The sequence below is a fragment of the Fluviicoccus sp. genome, from assembly GCF_030646115.1.
GTDB lineage: Bacteria > Pseudomonadota > Gammaproteobacteria > Pseudomonadales > Moraxellaceae > Fluviicoccus.
On record NZ_JAUSMX010000006.1, the window covers coordinates 146,384 to 163,463 of the forward strand.

At 61.4% G+C, this 17,080-nt stretch carries 16 protein-coding genes; 11 read left to right on the plus strand and 5 right to left on the minus strand.

Translation table 11 applies throughout. The features are described from left to right. Positions 1-13 precede the first annotated feature (13 nt). The 4 genes from Q7T36_RS04080 to Q7T36_RS04095 all read left to right on the plus strand — a co-directional run bounded on the left by Q7T36_RS04080 (position 14) and on the right by Q7T36_RS04095 (position 6,304). Complete coding sequence (locus tag Q7T36_RS04080; protein ID WP_304844328.1) at positions 14-2,389, plus strand: DUF5682 family protein; 2,376 nt, start codon at positions 14-16, stop codon at positions 2,387-2,389. Further along, positions 2,386-3,570 (plus strand): VWA domain-containing protein, encoded by a 1,185-nt coding sequence (locus tag Q7T36_RS04085; protein WP_304844330.1) that lies wholly within the window; start codon positions 2,386-2,388, stop codon positions 3,568-3,570. The genes Q7T36_RS04080 and Q7T36_RS04085 overlap by 4 nt, the downstream gene beginning before the upstream one ends. Positions 3,571-3,720: 150 nt before the next feature. Continuing rightward, entirely contained in the window at positions 3,721-5,688 is a 1,968-nt protein-coding gene (locus tag Q7T36_RS04090; RefSeq protein WP_304844332.1) for a site-specific recombinase, read from the plus strand. Positions 5,689-5,779: 91 nt separating this feature from the next. Then, positions 5,780-6,304, plus strand: coding sequence for a nuclear transport factor 2 family protein (locus Q7T36_RS04095; RefSeq protein WP_304844334.1), 525 nt, complete (start codon positions 5,780-5,782; stop codon positions 6,302-6,304). Positions 6,305-6,319: 15 nt separating this feature from the next. On the opposite strand, the gene Q7T36_RS04100 is transcribed toward Q7T36_RS04095, so the two are convergent. Both Q7T36_RS04100 and Q7T36_RS04105 read right to left on the minus strand, forming a co-directional pair. After that, positions 6,320-6,787, minus strand: a complete 468-nt coding sequence (locus Q7T36_RS04100) for a hypothetical protein (RefSeq protein ID WP_304844336.1) — start codon at positions 6,785-6,787, stop codon at positions 6,320-6,322. Between the two features lie 175 nt (positions 6,788-6,962). After that, a complete protein-coding gene (locus Q7T36_RS04105; RefSeq protein WP_304844338.1) occupies positions 6,963-7,910 on the minus strand; it encodes a GlxA family transcriptional regulator in 948 nt (315 codons plus the stop codon). 133 nt (positions 7,911-8,043) lie between these two features. On the opposite strand from Q7T36_RS04105, the gene Q7T36_RS04110 reads away from it, so the two are divergent. The 5 genes from Q7T36_RS04110 to Q7T36_RS04130 all read left to right on the plus strand — a co-directional run bounded on the left by Q7T36_RS04110 (position 8,044) and on the right by Q7T36_RS04130 (position 11,661). Further along, a complete protein-coding gene (locus Q7T36_RS04110) occupies positions 8,044-8,631 on the plus strand; it encodes a nuclear transport factor 2 family protein (RefSeq protein ID WP_304844340.1) in 588 nt (195 codons plus the stop codon). A 450-nt stretch (positions 8,632-9,081) separates the two neighbouring features. Continuing rightward, a complete protein-coding gene (locus Q7T36_RS04115) occupies positions 9,082-9,675 on the plus strand; it encodes a DUF1566 domain-containing protein (RefSeq protein ID WP_304844342.1) in 594 nt (197 codons plus the stop codon). Next, the gene (locus tag Q7T36_RS04120; protein WP_304844344.1) at positions 9,672-10,214 is read left to right on the plus strand and encodes a DUF1566 domain-containing protein; all 543 of its coding nucleotides are present in this window, start codon (positions 9,672-9,674) and stop codon (positions 10,212-10,214) included. The genes Q7T36_RS04115 and Q7T36_RS04120 overlap by 4 nt, the downstream gene beginning before the upstream one ends. Before the next feature lie 26 nt (positions 10,215-10,240). Beyond that, on the plus strand, positions 10,241-11,158 hold the full coding sequence (locus tag Q7T36_RS04125; protein WP_304844346.1) for a DUF1566 domain-containing protein: 918 nt from the start codon (positions 10,241-10,243) through the stop codon (positions 11,156-11,158). After that, positions 11,155-11,661, plus strand: a complete 507-nt coding sequence (locus tag Q7T36_RS04130) for a DUF1566 domain-containing protein (protein WP_304844348.1) — start codon at positions 11,155-11,157, stop codon at positions 11,659-11,661. Before Q7T36_RS04125 ends, Q7T36_RS04130 begins: the two co-directional genes overlap by 4 nt. 69 nt (positions 11,662-11,730) lie before the next feature. Here Q7T36_RS04130 and Q7T36_RS04135 read toward each other — a convergent pair whose 3' ends face one another. The 3 genes from Q7T36_RS04135 to Q7T36_RS04145 form a co-directional block, all read right to left on the minus strand. Continuing rightward, positions 11,731-12,864, minus strand: a complete 1,134-nt coding sequence (locus Q7T36_RS04135) for a hypothetical protein (protein WP_304844350.1) — start codon at positions 12,862-12,864, stop codon at positions 11,731-11,733. A gap of 4 nt (positions 12,865-12,868) precedes the next feature. Next, positions 12,869-13,303, minus strand: coding sequence for a hypothetical protein (locus Q7T36_RS04140; protein ID WP_304844352.1), 435 nt, complete (start codon positions 13,301-13,303; stop codon positions 12,869-12,871). 239 nt (positions 13,304-13,542) lie between these two features. Further along, on the minus strand, positions 13,543-14,154 hold the full coding sequence (locus Q7T36_RS04145) for a hypothetical protein (RefSeq protein WP_304844354.1): 612 nt from the start codon (positions 14,152-14,154) through the stop codon (positions 13,543-13,545). A gap of 345 nt (positions 14,155-14,499) precedes the next feature. On the opposite strand from Q7T36_RS04145, the gene Q7T36_RS04150 reads away from it, so the two are divergent. After that, the gene (locus Q7T36_RS04150) at positions 14,500-15,453 is read left to right on the plus strand and encodes a leucine-rich repeat domain-containing protein (protein WP_304844356.1); all 954 of its coding nucleotides are present in this window, start codon (positions 14,500-14,502) and stop codon (positions 15,451-15,453) included. A gap of 459 nt (positions 15,454-15,912) precedes the next feature. After that, positions 15,913-17,076 (plus strand): DUF262 domain-containing protein, encoded by a 1,164-nt coding sequence (locus Q7T36_RS04155; protein ID WP_304844358.1) that lies wholly within the window; start codon positions 15,913-15,915, stop codon positions 17,074-17,076. Positions 17,077-17,080 lie beyond the last annotated feature (4 nt).

Here is a 17,080-nt window from a genome sequence, read left to right on the forward strand (position 1 = left end):
GCGAGTGGACACGATGAGCGACAAGGACTCCCCGTTTCATTACTTCGGCATCCGCCATCACGGCCCGGGGTCGGCGCGCAGCCTGCGCCGCGCCTTGCAGGCCTTGAAGCCCGACCTGGTGCTGATTGAAGGCCCGGAAGAAGCCGAATCCATCCTGCATTTCGCCGACCATCCGGCCATGAAACCGCCGGTGGCGCTGCTGCTGTACGGCAGTGTCGAAGGCGAAAGCGCCCCGCGCGCCACGTTCTTCCCCTTCGCTGAATTCTCCCCGGAATGGCAGGCCATCCGCCTTGCCTTGCAGGAACGCGTACCGGTGCGCTTCATCGACCTGCCGCAAAGCCAGAACCTGGCCGACAACTGGCAGCCGCCCGTACCCGCCGCCGGGGAAACCAGCCCGGATGAGGAAGCTCCGGCAGCCGTTGACGGAGAAGCCGGGACAGCGGACAACGACACCTCCGCCACGCCAGCGCAGCCCGACCCCTGGCGCAACCGCGACCCCATCGGCCTGCTGGCGGAAGCCGCCGGATACCATGACAGCGAACGCTTCTGGGAACATCTGGTGGAGCAGCAGGCGCATGCCGACGGCGTTTTCGACGCCATCCACGAAGCGATGGCCGGTGTCCGCGCCGCACTGCCGAAACCCGAAGGCCCCCGCGCCCGCCGCGAGGCCTGCCGTGAAGCGTGGATGCGCCAGAACCTGCGCGCCGCCGAGAAAGACGGTTTCAAGCGCATTGCTGTGGTGGTGGGCGCCTGGCACGTGCCCGCCCTGCAGGAACTGAAGAAGACCCGCAAGGACGATGCCGCGCTGCTGAAGCCACTGGCAAAGATCAAGGTGCAGGCGGCGTGGATTCCCTGGACCCACGGGCGGTTGCTGAGCAGTCAGGGCTATGGCGCGGGCATTGAGTCCCCCGGCTGGTATCAGCACCTGTGGGAACACTACCAGCAGGACGAAGCGGATGGCGAGGCCATCACCATCGGCTGGCTGGCGAAATTCGCCCAGGCCTTGCGCGCCGAAGGGCTGGACGCCAGCAGCGCGCAACTGGTCGACGCCGGACGCCTGATCGCCACCCTCGCCGCCATGCGCGGCCGCCGCCTGCCCGACCTGGACGACCTGCAGGAGGCCATCGTCAGCGTGCTGCATCACGGCGACACCCTGCCGCTGACGCTGAGCCGCAAGCTGCTGGTCGGGGATGTGCTGGGGGAGATTCCCGATGACACCCCCTCCCTGCCGCTGCAAACCGACTTTCAGAAACAGTGCAAAAGCCTGCGCCTGAAACAGGAAGCCGACAGCCGCGACCTGACGCTGGACCTGCGTGAAGAACAGGGGCTGGCGAAAAGCCGCTTCCTGCACCGGCTGCGACTGCTGGGCATTCCCTGGGGCGAGGTCACGGCCGCCGGTGGACGCGGCACCTTCAAGGAAGGCTGGCGCTTGCTGTGGACGCCCGAACTCAGCCTGAAGCTGCTGGAAGCCGCCATCTGGGGCCAGACCGTCAATGAAGCCGCCGTCAGCTTCCTGCAACACCGCATTAGTGAGGAACAGGACATCCCGGCCATTGCGACGCTGATTGAACAGGCGCTGGTGGCCGACCTCGCCCCCGCCCTGCCTGCGCTGATCGAGCGCATCATGGCGTTGTCCACCCACACCGACGACGTCAGCCACCTGATCCAGGCGCTGGAACCGCTGGCCAACGCCTGGCGCTACGGCAGCGTGCGCCAGACCAATACCGAGGCCCTGGCCGCCGTAGTCAGCAGTTTTGTGCTGCGCATCTGCATTGGCCTGCCCGCCGCCGTCAGCAGCCTGAATGACGAGGCGGCACAGGTGTGGCAAGGCCAGCTGAAGGCGCTGGACCGGGTGCTGTTGCGGCTGGATGACGATGACCTGCTGCAAGAGTGGCGCAAGCTGGTGCTGCGGCTGGTGGATCAGGCCGGGCTGCACGGCCTGCCGGCGGGATGGTGCTGCCGGGTGGCGTGCATCCATGACTGGCTGGACGCGGAGGCCGCCGCCGGACATTTCTCGCGGGCGCTGTCATCCGCCAACGAAATCGGCCGCACCGCCGCGTGGTTTGAAGGCTTCCTGGCCGGTCAGGGGCTCAGCCTGCTGCATGACGATGCCTTGTGGCGGTTGGTGGACGACTGGCTGGCCGGGCTGGGTGAGGAACATTTTGTGCAGGTGCTGCCGCTGCTTCGTCGCACCACCGCCACCTTCAGCAAGCCGGAACGGATACAGCTGGCGGCCCGGCAACAAGGGCAGGCGTCGGGAGCGGCGGCGGCAAAGGCGGTGGATGAGATGCGTGCGGCGCGGGTATTGCCGGTGCTGGCGCAGATATTCGGGGTGGCGTTGCCGCAACCCCTGACCGCGCCCATGGATTCGACTGGGGGAACCCCATGAACACGGTGAATGAAACCCAACGCGCCCGCCGCTGGCGGCTGATCCTTGGCAACACCGGCAATGCCGACAAGCTATCTCCCGAAGACGCGGGCATGGATGCCGCCTTGGCCGCGCTCTATGGCGATGGCGAGGAAGAACGCAACCTTGACGCACGGGGTGCCTCACGGCGCGGCGGCTTGGGCGCTTCGACCCCGAAAGTCACCCGCTGGCTGGGCGACATCCGCCAGTATTTCCCCAGCCCGGTGGTGCAACTGCTGCAAAAGGACGCCTATGAACGGCTGAATCTGCAACAGATGCTGATGGAACCGGAAATGCTGCAAGCCGTGGAGGCGGACGTGCATCTGGTGGGCACGCTGATTTCACTGAACCGGCTGATGCCCGCCCGCACCAGGGAAACCGCACGCTTGGTGGTGCGCAAGGTGGTGGATGACCTGGAGCAGCGGCTGGCGCAAAAGATGCAGCAGGCCATTACCGGCAGCCTTAACCGGGCCAGCCGCACCCGGCGGCCGCGCCGCGTCAGCGATGTGGACTGGGGCCGCACCATCCGCGCCAACCTGCAACATTACCAGGCCGAGCACCGCACAATCGTGCCGCAGAACCTGATCGGTTACGGCCGTCACCGGCAGTCGCTCAAGGACATCATCCTCTGCATTGACCAAAGCGGTTCCATGGCCAGCTCGGTGGTCTATGCCAGCATCTTCGGTGCGGTCATGGCTTCCATCCGCGCCGTCAGCACGCAACTGGTGGTCTTCGACACCAGCGTAGTTGACCTGACGCCAATGCTGGACGATCCGGTGGACGTGCTGTTCGCCACACAACTGGGCGGCGGCACCGACATCACCCAAGCCCTGAGCTACTGCCAGGGCTTGGTGCGACGGCCGGAAGACACCATCCTGGTTTTCATCAGCGACCTGATTGAAGGCGGCAACAGCGAAGCGATGCTGCGGCGGGTGGCCAGCATTATCGGCAGCGGCGTGCAGATGGTGACCCTGCTGGCGCTCTCCGACGAAGGCGCGCCCTGCTATGACCCCCGGCATGCCGCCTGTTTCGCCGAACTGGGCTCCCCGGCCTTTGCCTGCACGCCGGAACTGTTTCCGGAACTGATGGCGGCGGTGCTGAACAAGCAGGATGTGGGGGAGTGGGCGGCGCAACGGGGCATTGTGACGCGGGGCGGACGTTAAGCCGCCAGATTGCATATCACCACGACCCGGTCGTCGTCGTCATGACGGGGCAGCTTACGAAAACCCTGTGCTTTTGCGACACGCCCGGTCTGGTCATTCCCCCGTCCGGGCGACACAGTGGAACGTCCTGCCGCAAGACGGAGACGCCCGATGCACTCAGCCCTTTTGGCCGCCTTCCGGGAACTGCCCGCCCCGGACGCCCTGCGCCTGCTGGTCAACGACTTCCGCCCCACCGAGCACCACATCGACGCTGAAGGCGTCAACGCCCATTGGGAACAAACCCTGGCCCGCCTGCAACCCGGTACCGAACTGGCTCAGGTCGTCAGCCGCACCGTTCAGGACTACCTGCGAACGGTGAAACAGGTTCCGCTATATACCGACAGCGCCGTGCCCGGCAGCGAAGGTTTCTTCACCGCGCTGAGTCAGCGCTTGGGCTGGAAACTGCTGCCGCCGGCCCGCCATCCCGACTACCTCAAGGACCAGTTGACCACCCTCTTTCCACGGCCGCAAGACTCCGACTGGCTGATGCAGGTCCGTGCGGAAAACTGGCAGGCGTTGTTTGACTGGCTGGCCCCACACGGGGAACTGCGCGACGCCGTGCAGATGCCGCTGCTGGACGCCCTGGCCGTGCTGGCCTGCCGCATCGCCGCCATGGGGCTGGAACCGGATCTGGTGCGGATTCACCCCGCCATTGAAGAACACTCCTCTCCATTTCTGGCGCTGAACCGCGAAGTAGCCGACTACGTTCGCAGCCACCACGCCACTCCCACCGAACCCGGCGCACCGCCCACCGACGAAAAACACCTGCCGGTGCTGGCGCAGCAATGCCATGACGTATTGCTCTGCGTCCGCCGCAACATCAGCCGCACCGGGGTCAGCATCTCCCTGACCTATCTGCTGGAGAGACTGGAAAAACACCTGCAACGGCTGGACGACATCCTGGTGCTGCTCAATGGCGACCGCACGGCCGTTGGCGGTGCCCTTGGCCGCCTGCTGCCTTGCTGGGTCAAGGCCGAGGTTCGGCGCGGCAGCGTACGAGCGCTTGTGGCGGCCAACACCCGCCTGCTGTCCCTGCGGGTTACGGAGCATGCCGGGGAAACCGGCGACCACTACGTCACCACCAACCGAGACGGGTTCTTCCGCATGCTGCGCTCGGCCATGGGCGCGGGGGTGATCATTGGCGTCATGGCCTTGCTGAAACTGCTGGCCGGCGGCATGCAGACCTCCCTGTTCGGCCACGCCCTGCTGTACAGCCTGAACTACGCACTGGGCTTCATGCTCATCCACCTGCTGCACTTCACCATTGCCACCAAACAACCCGCCATGACCGCCGCCCGGCTGGCCGCCACGCTGGACCACCCGGTCAAGGGCCGCCATAACCTCAATGAATTGGCCGAACTGACGGTGAACATCTTCCGCACCCAGTTCATCGCCGTGGCGGGCAATATGCTGGTGGCGTTCCCTGTCGCGGCGGCGCTGGGCTGGTGGTGGCTGCAGGGCGGGGAACCGCTCGCCTCCCCCGCCAAGGCTCAGACGCTGCTAACCGACCTGAACCCCTTCCACAGTCTGGCGCTGTTCCATGCCGCCATTGCCGGGGTCTGCCTGTTTCTGGCCGGGCTGATTTCCGGCTATCACGACAACTTCGCCATTTACCGGCAACTGGCGGCGCGCATTGAACAGCACCCCGGCCTGCAGTGGCTGTCCGGCGCACGACGGCAGCAATTGGGGCATTATCTGGAACACAACCTGGGCGCGCTGGCGGGTAATTTCTACTTCGGCTGGATGCTGGGCTGCATCGGCACGCTGGGCATCATCCTCGGCCTGCCGCTGGATATCCGGCACGTCACCTTCTCTACCGCCAACCTGGCATTTGCGACGTGGACACCGGGCCTGCACCTGCCGTTATCGGTGTTCCTGACCTGCCTGCTGGGGGTGGGACTAATAGGCATGGTCAATGTGCTGGTCAGTTTCAGCCTGGCGCTGCTGGTGGCCATGCGCGCCCGCGGAGTGCGTTTTCTGGAGTGGGGCGCCCTGACGCGCTTGTTATGGTTACGGCTGGTACGCCGCCCGCGCGATTTCTTCTGGCCACCGGCGGACCAGGCGCCCAAAGATATGTAAGTCGGAAAGCCGGAGGGGCGAACGGGAAAGCGGGACAGAACGCGATTGAATGGATTATCTTCCCACCACGCCCCACTGCCGAGAATCCGCCATGCGCTCAGCCCACACCATCCCCTCGCCACAAGCCTCCGACTCCCCGGCGGCGCAGGCCAACGCCCAATTGCTTGAAAATTTCTACCGCGCCTTCCAGCGCTGCGACGGCGAAACCATGGCCGCCAGCTATACCGCCGACGCCCGTTTCAGCGACCCGGTCTTTACCGACCTGAACGGCAGCGAGCCAGGCGACATGTGGCGCATGCTGACCCAAAACGCCCAGGATTTCTCGCTGGTGTTTGACGGCATCCGCGCCGATGAACACAGTGGCGAAGCGCACTGGGTGGCCACCTACACCTTCAGCAAGACGGGACGCAAGGTGGTGAACGACATCCATGCGCGCTTCAGCTTCCGCGACGGCAGGATTGCGGTGCACCAGGACTCGTTTGATTTGTGGAAGTGGTCCAGACAGGCGCTGGGGGCGCCGGGTTATGTGCTGGGCTGGTCGGGGTTGGTGCAGGGCAAGATTCGCAGGTTGGCGGCCAAGGGCTTGAAGGAATTCAGGAAACAACAGGGGCGGTAATTCGCCCCCACCGGCTTACAGATACGCCGCACACACCAGCGCGCCATTCCCGGCCCGCAGCCCCAGCTTCATGGCCAGTTGCTCCAGTGCATCGCGGTCTTCGGTGCGGGCGAAAACGGCGCAGAAGGTGTCGATGCCGGTTTCCCACTGCCAGATGTCATAGCCGAAATCCACCAGCATGGCCTGAATCCTGGCGAAGAAGCCGTCAGGTTCGTCCAGGTCAAAATTGTCTTCGTCGGCGTCGTCCAGGTCGCTGAGAATGCCGCGATTGGCGGCCATGTCCTTGAGATCTTCCAGCAGGAAACCCAGCTGGTTCCAGTCCGCCGCCGGGGCCAGGCCGCCCATGGCGTGACGCAGCGCCACCGGCAGTTCGGGGGCTTCGTTGGTAAGAACATCCGCCACAGCGGCTTCGGCCTTGGCGGGCTGGTCCCAGATCAGCAGTTCGAAGAACTGGCGGACGTATTCTTGCTGGTCGGGCAACATGGGATATCCTTGCAAATGATCGTGATCGAGGCAGTATAACGGCTTGGCGGCCCGATCGCGCACGGCGCGTTGCCGGAAATGAAAGCCCGCGCCCTGTCGCCAGTCCGCAATAACCTCCGCCGCATTCCGCTAAGCTGCCGAAGATCCATGTCCCAGAGCTGGTGATCTGGGGGAATCAGGCCCGCTGACACCGTTGCCGGTACGCCGCCGGGGTCTCCCCGGTCAGCGTCTTGAACAGCTTGGCGAAGGCCGCCCGGTTTTCGTAGCCTACCCGCAACGCCACCTGCTCCACGGACTGGCGGCCGGAGGCCAGCAAGGCCTCCGCCGCACTGATGCGCACCCGTTGCAGGTAATCGTTCGGCGTCAGGCCGGTGGCTTCCTTGAAGCGGCGCATCAACGTGCGCGGCGAGCAATGCAGTTGCGCCGCCATCGCCTCCAGCGTCACCGTTTGCGCATGATGCTGTTCCAGCCAGCGTTGCAGGTTGCCCACCGCCGGGTCCTGCTGCTGCGGCAGGGGCAGGCGCGGCACAAAGCGCGATTGCAGCCCGCGTCCGTAATCCACCACCAGCACCCCCGCCACCTGCCGCGCCAGCCAGTCGCTGCCATAGAGCTGCACCAGATGCAGGCAGAGGTCGATACCCGCCAGCGCACCGCCGGAGCAAAAGCGCGGACCGTCATGGGTCCACAGTTGGTCGACTTCCAGCCGCACGCGCGGAAAGCGCTGCCGGAACGGCTCCGCCATCGCCCAGTGCGTGGTGGCGCGATAACCGTCCAGCGCGCCCCCGGCCGCCAGCAGGAACGCGCCGGTGCAGACACTGGCCACCGGCTTGTCGGGATGCTGTTCCAGCCAGCGCAGCAGGGGCGAATTCGCCGCCAGCACCGGGTCGATGTCCTGACCGATGGCCGGAACCAGCAGCAGATCGGCAACCGATGCCAGTTCCAGCCCGCCGTCCACCGCCAGTTCGCCGTAAAGCGTCGTCACCGGACGACCGTCAGCGCTGATTTTCCGCAGCTTGAACAGCGACTTGCCCGCAAATCGGTTGGCCAAGGCGAAGCAGTCCAGCGCGGTGGACAGGCTGGACACCACGGTATGCGGGCACACATAAACGGCAATCACGGGCATGACGGGTATCCAGAGCGCGGGCTTTCGTCCATTTTAGACACAAAGTTGTCATTATTGCCAGCAGCCGGAACTTTAGCCGACGCGCAGAATGGACCCATCGCCGAACACGGCCTCCCACCCCGAGAACACTGTCATGCGCCTGATTCCCGCCTTTGCTGTCGCCGGCCTGCTGACCGGTTGCGCCACCCACACCGCCGTCATCCCCGCGCCGCAAGCTTCCGCCTCGCCCGCCGCGCAGGCCAACGCCCGGCTGATCGAGAACTTCTACCGCGCCTTCCAGCGCCGCGACGGCGAAGCCATGGCCGCCGCCTACACCGCCGACGCCCGTTTCAGCGACCCGGTATTTAATAACCTGACCGGCAGCGAACCCGGTGACATGTGGCGGATGCTGACCGGCAAGGCGCAGGATTTCAGCCTGGTCTTTGACGGTATCCGCGCCGACGAGCACACCGGCGAAGCACATTGGATTGCCACCTACACCTTCAGCCAGACCGGCCGCACCGTGGTCAACGACATCCATTCGCGCTTTGAATTCCGCGACGGCAGGATTGCCGTGCAGCAGGATTCCTTTGATTTGTGGAAGTGGACGCGTCAGGCATTGGGGACGCCCGGCTATCTGCTGGGCTGGTCAGGGATAGTGCAGGGGAAAATCCGCACGATGGCGGCTCAGGGGCTCGCGGATTTCCAGAAGGAACAGGACATCGGCACTCCGTCCAGATGATATGGGGAGATCAGTCCAACCGATCCCATCGAGCAGTTGGACGATCCGCGGAGGCTGCAGGGGTCCGGCCGGAGCAAGCGTTGCCGGGTCGGCCGCAGGGAGTCGCAACAGATCGACCGCAGTGGGAACTTGTTTTCGATAGACGGCATAAGCATCCCTCTGCCCCGCCTGTCTCCCCGGACAAGCCTTGAAAAATGCTTTCCACAAGTAAATTTTCAGGGCAGAATCAGTTATCCATGGAAGAAAAAGATCATCGAGCATTCTGTGAAACCCGCATTTAAAATGGCCACCTTCGGTGTGATGGTGGTTGTCGGCGCGACTGCCGTCATCACTCTCAGACACCGTATTTCCGCTGCAACGCATCAAACCCAACCGACAGGCCCGCTTCTCGTTGCCAAAGCCCCCGCGTCACCTTCCCCATTCGTTAAACTGGACCATCGGGGAAGGGATTTGCCTGCCACTGCCGCCGCCTGGCAATGCGTTCGGGATCGTTCCACCGGACTGGTCTGGGAAACCAAGACCGTCGGCGACGGCCTGCACAGCCTCGACCACACCTTCGTCTGGTTGGACCCGGACATGGCGCGCAATGGCGGCCGTCCGGGCTTCTTAGACATACCGAAAGACTTCGAACAGGCTGAGAAACTGCACCGCTCTCCGGTGCAGGGTGACCCGGAAACACAGGGCGAACTTTGCGGCCAAGTACTCGAAAACTGCAACACCCGTGACTTCGCCGAGGCCGTGAACCGTAAAGGCCTGTGCGGATTCCATGACTGGCGCTTGCCCGAACTGCCCGAACTGGCCACCCTGACGGACTACCGCCGCAGTCGCCCCGCAACCGATCCCCGGTTTTTCCCTCTGGATGAGGGCTTCCGCTTCTGGACGGCGACCTCGCAGGCCGCCCGTTTAATGCCGGACGACGCCAGTAAACTCGGACTGAAGGCCTGGGTGCTGGACTTCACCACAGGAACCGAAGAAACCGAGGAAAAATACAGTTCCATGTCGGTCCGACTGGTGCGGGGACAGATGCCGGAGACACCACAATGATCATCCGGCTTCGCAACAGCATCCTGTCGGTACTCAGCCTTGCCTGTTCCATGAATGTAACCGCCGACGACATCCATCAGTACTGTAATCCCGCCATTCACCCCACCGCCCCGGACAGCCGCTACCGTATTCTGGGCGAAGGTCACGAGGTGATGGACCTGCGCACCCGGCTGGTCTGGCAACGTTGTGATATGGGCCAGACTTGGGACGGCGCTGTCTGCCAGGGCCGATCCACCTTTGTGACCCTGCCGGATGCACAGGCTGCAGCCATCCGGCTGAGTCAGGGCTGGCGGGTTCCGGAAATCCGCGAACTGCAAACACTGGTGGAATACGCCTGTGCCGAACCTTCGCGAAACCTGCGGATGTTCCCGCTCGACAGGTACGGCAACCTGGGCTACTGGTCGGTCACGCCGGTATCCTCCCAGCGCCGACATGTCTGGGGCGTCGATTTCCACGATGGTAACAGCACACCGGAATCGGCGGACAATGCCATACCCCGCACCCGACTGGTACGCGGTCCGGTCAAGTACCAGCCCTGAGGCCTCACCTGTGATGGAAAACCGTAATGCCTGACGCTAACTCCCGCCGCGTTGTCATCACTATCATCGGACTACTTGTTCTGGGGATAGCCGCATTCGCCGCCTACCGTTTTCTGCCGCAAGATGCACTTGCCAAGGTTGCCGCTGCCAGCGCATCCCGTGCGGATTCTTATGCTTACAACGACACCGGCGTGGCCTATTGCGCCAATCAGACCGATTACACCCGTGATTGCAGCCCGGCTGCGCTGGGCGAGTTGCAGGGTTTGGGACAGGATGGAGAAACCGGCGCGGATGCCGCTGTTCCGGGCAAAACAGCCTTCAGCTTCACCAAGATAGATGTTCAGGGCAACCCCCTCCCCGACGATGCACCGTCGTGGAATTGTGTGCGCGACAACACGACCGGACTGCTGTGGGAGCACAAGACCGGCAAGGGCTTGCACAGCTTTGGCATTTTCAGCTGGTATAACCCGGATGCGGCCACCAACGGCGGTTCGCCCGGCTTCCAGAACCCGGTCGACGCGCTGGCCGCCGGCGAACAAAACTCACTCGATCCCTCACTGCGCATTTGCGACTCCAGCCTGCCCGCCTGCAACTCACGGGAGTTCACAAACGCTGTCAATCGGGAAAACTATTGCGGACGCCATGACTGGCGTCTGCCGGAAATTGACGAGTTGACCGACCTGGGCAACTTCGACGGGCTGCAATACGGGCCGCATGACCGCTTCTTCAAGGACACCGTTGATTTCAATGTCCTGAGCCGCACATCACTGCCTGTTACCCCGAATGAAATGGCGTCAGATGAAGAAGCCCGTCTCGGGTATTTCTGGACGGTATCCGGCTCCAGGCATGAAGAACAAGAGATGGCAAAATCCGAACTGTTACCCATCCGGCTGGTCAGCGATCTGGAACGCAAACCGGTCACCCGCACGGAGGACGCCCGATGAAAGCGCCGCTGTTGATCGCTCTCGCCACCTTGCTGTCAGGGCCGACGGCCGGTGCACAGGAGTGTTCTCGCCAGATAACACCCACTGCGCCGGACAGTCGCTATGAACTCCTTAACCAGGGCGCGGAGGTGCTGGATCACCAAACGCGGCTGGTCTGGCAACGCTGTCCGGCGGGTATGCGCTGGTCGGGTCAATCCTGCGAGGGCTCCGCTAAAACCATGATGTGGATTGATGCCTTGCAGTCCGCCCGTCAGGCCGGTCCGGGCTGGCGCTTGCCAAACATCAAGGAGTTGCGCAGCCTGGTCGAGCGCTCGTGCCGGGAACCGGCCCTGAACACGACGCTTTTCCCGATGTCGGGAAACATCGGTTATGCCTTCTGGTCATCCACCTCAGACGGGGAGACATCCATTGGGGCGATGACCTTTGATTTTGTCCTGGGAAAGCTGGAAGAAACGTCGAAAGATAACGATGAGCCTTTTGTCCGGCTGGTGCGTTATCCTTGAGTCATGGCGGTTGGATACGGCCAACCGCCATGATCCCGGGGGCATGGTCTGCGTGAATTCCATGCCGCGCTAATCCCGGAAATACGTCCACTCCTTCTCGCTGCCCTGATGATAGGCCTCTTCCACGCGTTTCATCCCCTCCTCCACCTGCGCGGGATTGCCCAGGTCCAGACCGTTCCACGGCGCGGCGGACACCAGCAGCCAGCGCCGGTAGGCGTCCCACGATTCCGGCTTTTCCAGCAGTCTGGACTTGTACCGGTCGGCCATCATTTGCAGCAACCGGGGATTGGCCCGGACCGCCGGCGTCAGGCCCTGCTCGCAATCGCGGGCTGACTGGATCAGCTTCGCCTCGTCCGCCAGCCACGGCGGCATTGCGGCTGTTCTTTCCAGATAAGGGCCAAAGCTGCCTTCAGGGCTGAAGGCCTCCAGCTTCAAGTAACGGAGGCCGCAGGCCACGGCGCGATCCAGCAGGCGCGGACTGGCTTCGCCGGTTTTCAGGAGCGCCTCGTTCGGGAAGTCCGGGATGGGACAGGTGAAGGCGTGGGTCTGGGAACTTTCGGCATAACTCTTCCCTGTACAACCAATGGTCTGCACCACCGCATGCCGGAAGGCGAACTCGCGGGGAAACTGCTTCAACCCCTGATCCGCCCAGTAGCGCATCAGGTCCCATTCCGGCATCGACAGCGTGACCAACCGTTCATAATCATCGGCGGTCACCGGCGCTGCGCCCGGAGCGAATAGCCGCTGCGACTCGGCGGCCAGCCGGTCGTTGGCCCGCTGGCGGATGCGTTTCAGCCGCTCCATCTTGACGACCTCTGCTTGCTCATCGGCCTCCCGGTTCTTCATCCTCTCATACCACCAGCGGTTGGCTTCGCGCTCGGCTTGTTCCGCCCGCTCCGCCTCGGCCGCCGCGCGGGCGGCGTTCTCTTGGCGCAGGCGCGCCTGATAGGTCGGATCCTGTTCAAGGCGGCGTTGCTCCGCCGCACGGCGTTCTTCCTCACGGCGTTCTGCTTCGCGCTGCTGCGCGTTGTATTGCTCGATGCGCTGGTAGTCGCTGCTGTTGCGCCAGCTTTCCTCCGCACTGTTTTTGTAGCAGGCTTCGCGCTGGTTGTTGTCGCGGAGGTCCACGCAGTCGTAGGCCTGTGCGGCTCCGGCCGAGCAAGTGGCGGCCAGAAGTAGAGCTTTCAGGGTCAGGGTTTTCATCTGCTTAGAACTCCTGCCACTGCGTGAATTTCCAGACTTTTTCGTGATCGTTCCTCCACACCCACGACCCGCTGGCGCAGACCTTGCCCTGCGGGTTGATGTAAACCTGGGTTTCCTGCCGGGTGGTCTGGAAGTACGTGTTCAGGTAGTCGTATTTCCTGTAGATCAGGGTACGCAGGCGGTATTCGTTCCACGGCAGGCACTTGCCCTTGATCTCGTCGGGCAGCATGAAGCGCGGGATGTCGGCTTCCTGTTCGGGTTTGCCCAGCAGGCTCAGCACGTCCTTGCGGGTGGATTCCCCGGCCTTGAGTTGCTGGCGGGCGTTGAACGGCGGTGATTTCAGCGGGCCGCCGCAGCCGCTGAGGGTCAGGGTCAGGCTGACGGCGATCAGGACGCAGGCCAGAGGGCCTGGCCGGGTGTGGTTGGTTATCCGTGACATGGCGGGCTCGGAGCGGGTGTCTGGGGGAGAAGGTAAAAGAGCGGGGATGGCGGCGTCAACCCGACGAACGGGGGGATAGGGTTCGAGATCTCCGCCTTAGGGACGCAGTGCCTGCGCCCTTCTTCGCCGAACAGGAAGGCATTTTCATGAAAATCGGTGTGTTCGGTATTGGTGACGTTGTATAAGAGTTACCGGGCATTTAACCGGGGACTGTCAGATCCCCGGTACCACGCAACCGCTCAGAATGACGCCGCCGCGCCGATGCCAAAATGCGAACCGTCGACACTGCTGGCCAAACCGCTCACCGTGTAGTCAATACTGACGTGGCGGAGCGTAATCCAGGCGTTGCCCCCCAAGCGGTAGCCGTATTCAATCAATGTCCCGTCCGCATCTTCAAACTCCAGCGTCACGTTGAGACCAGGCACATCCACCTTCAGTTTTGGCGAGAAATGGCGGGTGATGCCGACCGCCAGCCGGTGCCGGCTGAACTCCTTGGCCAGCGAGATTTCCAGCGGCATGCGATCGAATTTGACACTGCCGTTATCCGCTGTGGAGTCCGCCACCATGTAATTGATTGTGGTGCGCAGCGCCATGTCCTTACCCAGGCGATAATCAAAACCGCCGCCGAAATACAGGAAATCACCGGCATTGACATCCTCGCTGGAACCCGAGACGTAATAGGTGGTGACCAGCGTGTCGCCGCCTTGGGTCAGACCGGCCTGGAAGGTCCACTTGAAAGGGCTGGTGGCCGGGGCCGGCACGTCATTGACGGAGGCGTTGTCAGCCAGGGCGGCCGATGACATGAGGCCCAGCAGGCAGAAAGCGGGCAGGTTGCGCAGGGGGTTGAACATCTTGTCTCCTTTTAGCCGGGGGCTCCGGCAATTCCGGTGGGTTGTGCGTCGCCCGACGATGTGCGACGGCCGGGCATTCTTGATGAATTCGCGCGTAAGGACAAGCGGAGCGTTGCCAGGGCCGCTGACCGTTCTATGTAAAACTCCTATCCACAATGGCGAAATTTTCGGGACCTTCTTTGCCGAACAGGCTGCCATTTACATGAAAAACGGTGTGTTCGGTTGAGAGGGCGCAGGCACTGCGCCCCTGCGATAATTTACTTCTGACGGCATCATCTGCACCTATTTTTCTGGCAATCTCTCCCACAGTCCCTTCCCCGAAAACCTCCACGGAGCCCCATCGCCATGCCCTCCCCCCTCGACGACCTGCTGGACACCGTCCGCACCCTGACTCAGCAGTCCAGTGAGACGGTGGAGCCCTGGCACAGTTACTGGCATCACCGCCCTACCCGCGACTTTCCGCCCAAAACCATCCGCGATGTGGACGGCTACACCGGCGGCGAGCGGCTGAGCCTGGCCATCACACAAACCGACCTGCCCGCCAAGGAGCAGAAGGCGCTGGTGAAACGCTGGTGCGAATTACTGCCGACACTGACGAACGTGAAGACGCTGTGGTTCCAGTCGCGCACCAGCCAGGAGATGTTTGAAGCCGCCTGCGCGGTGCCGGATCTGGAAGGGCTGTACATCAAATGGGGCGCGTTGACCGACATGACGCCCATTGGCCGGGCGCAAGGGCTGAAGGCGCTGCACATTGGCGGCTCGCCGTCGATGCAGCATCTGGAGGCGCTGGCCGGGTTACCGAACCTGCAATGGCTGGATCTGGAGAACATCAAGGCGATGGCCGATACCGGCTTTGTGAACGGGCTGACGCGGCTGCGCGGGTTGAGCCTGGCGGGTGGCGGCATTGGCACCGGCAATGTGGTGAAGATGGACAGCCTGAAGGCGCTGGCGGGTTTGCAGGTTCTGGAGTGGCTGGCGCTGAGTTACCTGCGGGTGGCGGACGAGAGCCTGGCGCCGTTGGCGGAGCTGCCGAAGCTGAAGGTGTTGCTGGTCAGCAACCAGTTCCCGGCGCGGGAGTATGCGTGGCTGGCGGGGCGGCGGCCGGATATGCAGTGCGAGAAGTTTACGCCGGTGGACGGACCGGTGAACTGGACGAGCTGCAAGAAGTGCAAGCAGGCGACGATGGTGTACCTGACCGGGAAGGAGTGGCCGATGTTGTGTGCGGATTGCGACCGGGGGAAGATTGAGCGGTTTCGGGGGGAGTTTGCGGGGTGGGTGGCGGAGGCCAAGGTACAGTAACCGACCCCGCCCTCCACCGTTGGGGCGCAACGCTTGCACCCTTCTTCGCCGAACAAGCTGTCATTTGCATGAAAAATGGTGTGTTCAGTTGAGATGGCGCAGGCACTGCGCCCCTAAGCGGGGTTGTTGATGACCATACTGTTCTGTCCCGAATTTTCTTTGTGCGCCAACCCATTGATCGCTACGCATCTGCCGTTTAAACTCGGGTTATCACTTGCTTCAAGTCAGTTCCTGATACCCGGAGATTCGCGGTGGTGTGAGACGGTTTTTTTTGGGGGGTGCGGTGAGCCTAGTGTTGAGTGAGGTGGACTCACCTTAAGTTTGCACTTAGAAGGGCTATGAGGTGTTGGATTTTGGATTTATCCTGGCTAATATTGCCTTGTACTTGTCTTTCCACACCAAGGAACATCGATAATCAATGTTATGCCGGAATGTACAAAACCAACGCAGAGAAGAAACGTGAATAAGCCTCTTATAACTGTAGAACACATTGACAATGAAAGTACCGAGCTCGAAATTGAGGATGATCATGATAGCAATATTCGTGAACCAGAGCCATACGACCCCGAAGAGATTAGAGTTGACACAAACCAATTTTCACTGCGCAATATCTTGGACATGATTGATGATGAGGAACTTGATCTAGCACCTGACTTCCAGAGATTCAAAGTTTGGTCTGACTCTCAGAAAAGCAGACTTATTGAATCTGTTCTTCTTCGCATACCACTACCTGCGTTTTACTTTTCATCCGACAATAAAGGATTTATGCAAGTTGTTGACGGTGTTCAACGACTTTCCACTCTACACGAATTCGTGCGCTCACCATCAAGCTTCCCTCTCACACAGCTTGAATACCTGAGCAACAAACTTGATGGAATGAAATATAACGATCTACCTGATGAGTGGGTGTGGCGAATTAATCGCACTCAATTAACTGTCAATGTCATTGACCCTCAAACACCGACTCCGGTTAAATTTGATATATTCAAGCGCCTCAACACGGGCGGATCACCTCTTACTGCTCAAGAAATTAGACATTGCATGAGTCGTACGCCATCAAGACAACTACTTAAAAGCATTGTAGAGTCGGCTGAGTTTAGTAGTTCCCTACCTCAACCCATTGTTAAGCATAAGCGGATGGCCAATCGTGAATTAGCTCTTCGTGCTTTAGGATTTATGATTCTCGATAAAGACATAAATATCGAAAACAAATATACAAGCAAAAAATATAGAGACTATGACTCCTTAGATGATTTTCTAAATGACATCACTCACATTATTGACACAAAACTCAACGAGAAGCAAATCAATGAGCTTAAAAACAGAGTTTTACGCGGGATAGATAATGCTTACAGACTGTTCGGCAAGAGAGCCTTCCGGAAATGGCCACAAAATGAAGAGTACCTATATCCTGTCAACAAATCCGTCTTTGACGCTTTAGTTGTTTGCCTAGGAAACTACCAATGGACAGATATCATGCAGCATAAAAAATTTATAATTTCAGCTTACAGAGAGCAATGTAGCACATCAGAATTTGATGCTTCTGTTTCTCGCGGGACTGCAAAGCCTGCAAGCGTGGAATATCGCTTTAAAACACTAAGAAAAATTCTCGAAGAGATTTAAACCT

Coding starts and splice junctions, on each gene's coding strand:
- Q7T36_RS04080 (WP_304844328.1), top strand. CDS start 14: ATGAGCGACAAGGACTCCCCGTTTCATTACTTCGGCATCCGCCATCAC.
- Q7T36_RS04085 (WP_304844330.1), top strand. CDS start 2,386: ATGAACACGGTGAATGAAACCCAACGCGCCCGCCGCTGGCGGCTGATC.
- Q7T36_RS04090 (WP_304844332.1), top strand. CDS start 3,721: ATGCACTCAGCCCTTTTGGCCGCCTTCCGGGAACTGCCCGCCCCGGAC.
- Q7T36_RS04095 (WP_304844334.1), top strand. CDS start 5,780: ATGCGCTCAGCCCACACCATCCCCTCGCCACAAGCCTCCGACTCCCCG.
- Q7T36_RS04100 (WP_304844336.1), bottom strand. CDS start 6,787: ATGTTGCCCGACCAGCAAGAATACGTCCGCCAGTTCTTCGAACTGCTG.
- Q7T36_RS04105 (WP_304844338.1), bottom strand. CDS start 7,910: ATGCCCGTGATTGCCGTTTATGTGTGCCCGCATACCGTGGTGTCCAGC.
- Q7T36_RS04110 (WP_304844340.1), top strand. CDS start 8,044: ATGCGCCTGATTCCCGCCTTTGCTGTCGCCGGCCTGCTGACCGGTTGC.
- Q7T36_RS04120 (WP_304844344.1), top strand. CDS start 9,672: ATGATCATCCGGCTTCGCAACAGCATCCTGTCGGTACTCAGCCTTGCC.
- Q7T36_RS04125 (WP_304844346.1), top strand. CDS start 10,241: ATGCCTGACGCTAACTCCCGCCGCGTTGTCATCACTATCATCGGACTA.
- Q7T36_RS04130 (WP_304844348.1), top strand. CDS start 11,155: ATGAAAGCGCCGCTGTTGATCGCTCTCGCCACCTTGCTGTCAGGGCCG.
- Q7T36_RS04135 (WP_304844350.1), bottom strand. CDS start 12,864: ATGAAAACCCTGACCCTGAAAGCTCTACTTCTGGCCGCCACTTGCTCG.
- Q7T36_RS04140 (WP_304844352.1), bottom strand. CDS start 13,303: ATGTCACGGATAACCAACCACACCCGGCCAGGCCCTCTGGCCTGCGTC.
- Q7T36_RS04145 (WP_304844354.1), bottom strand. CDS start 14,154: ATGTTCAACCCCCTGCGCAACCTGCCCGCTTTCTGCCTGCTGGGCCTC.
- Q7T36_RS04150 (WP_304844356.1), top strand. CDS start 14,500: ATGCCCTCCCCCCTCGACGACCTGCTGGACACCGTCCGCACCCTGACT.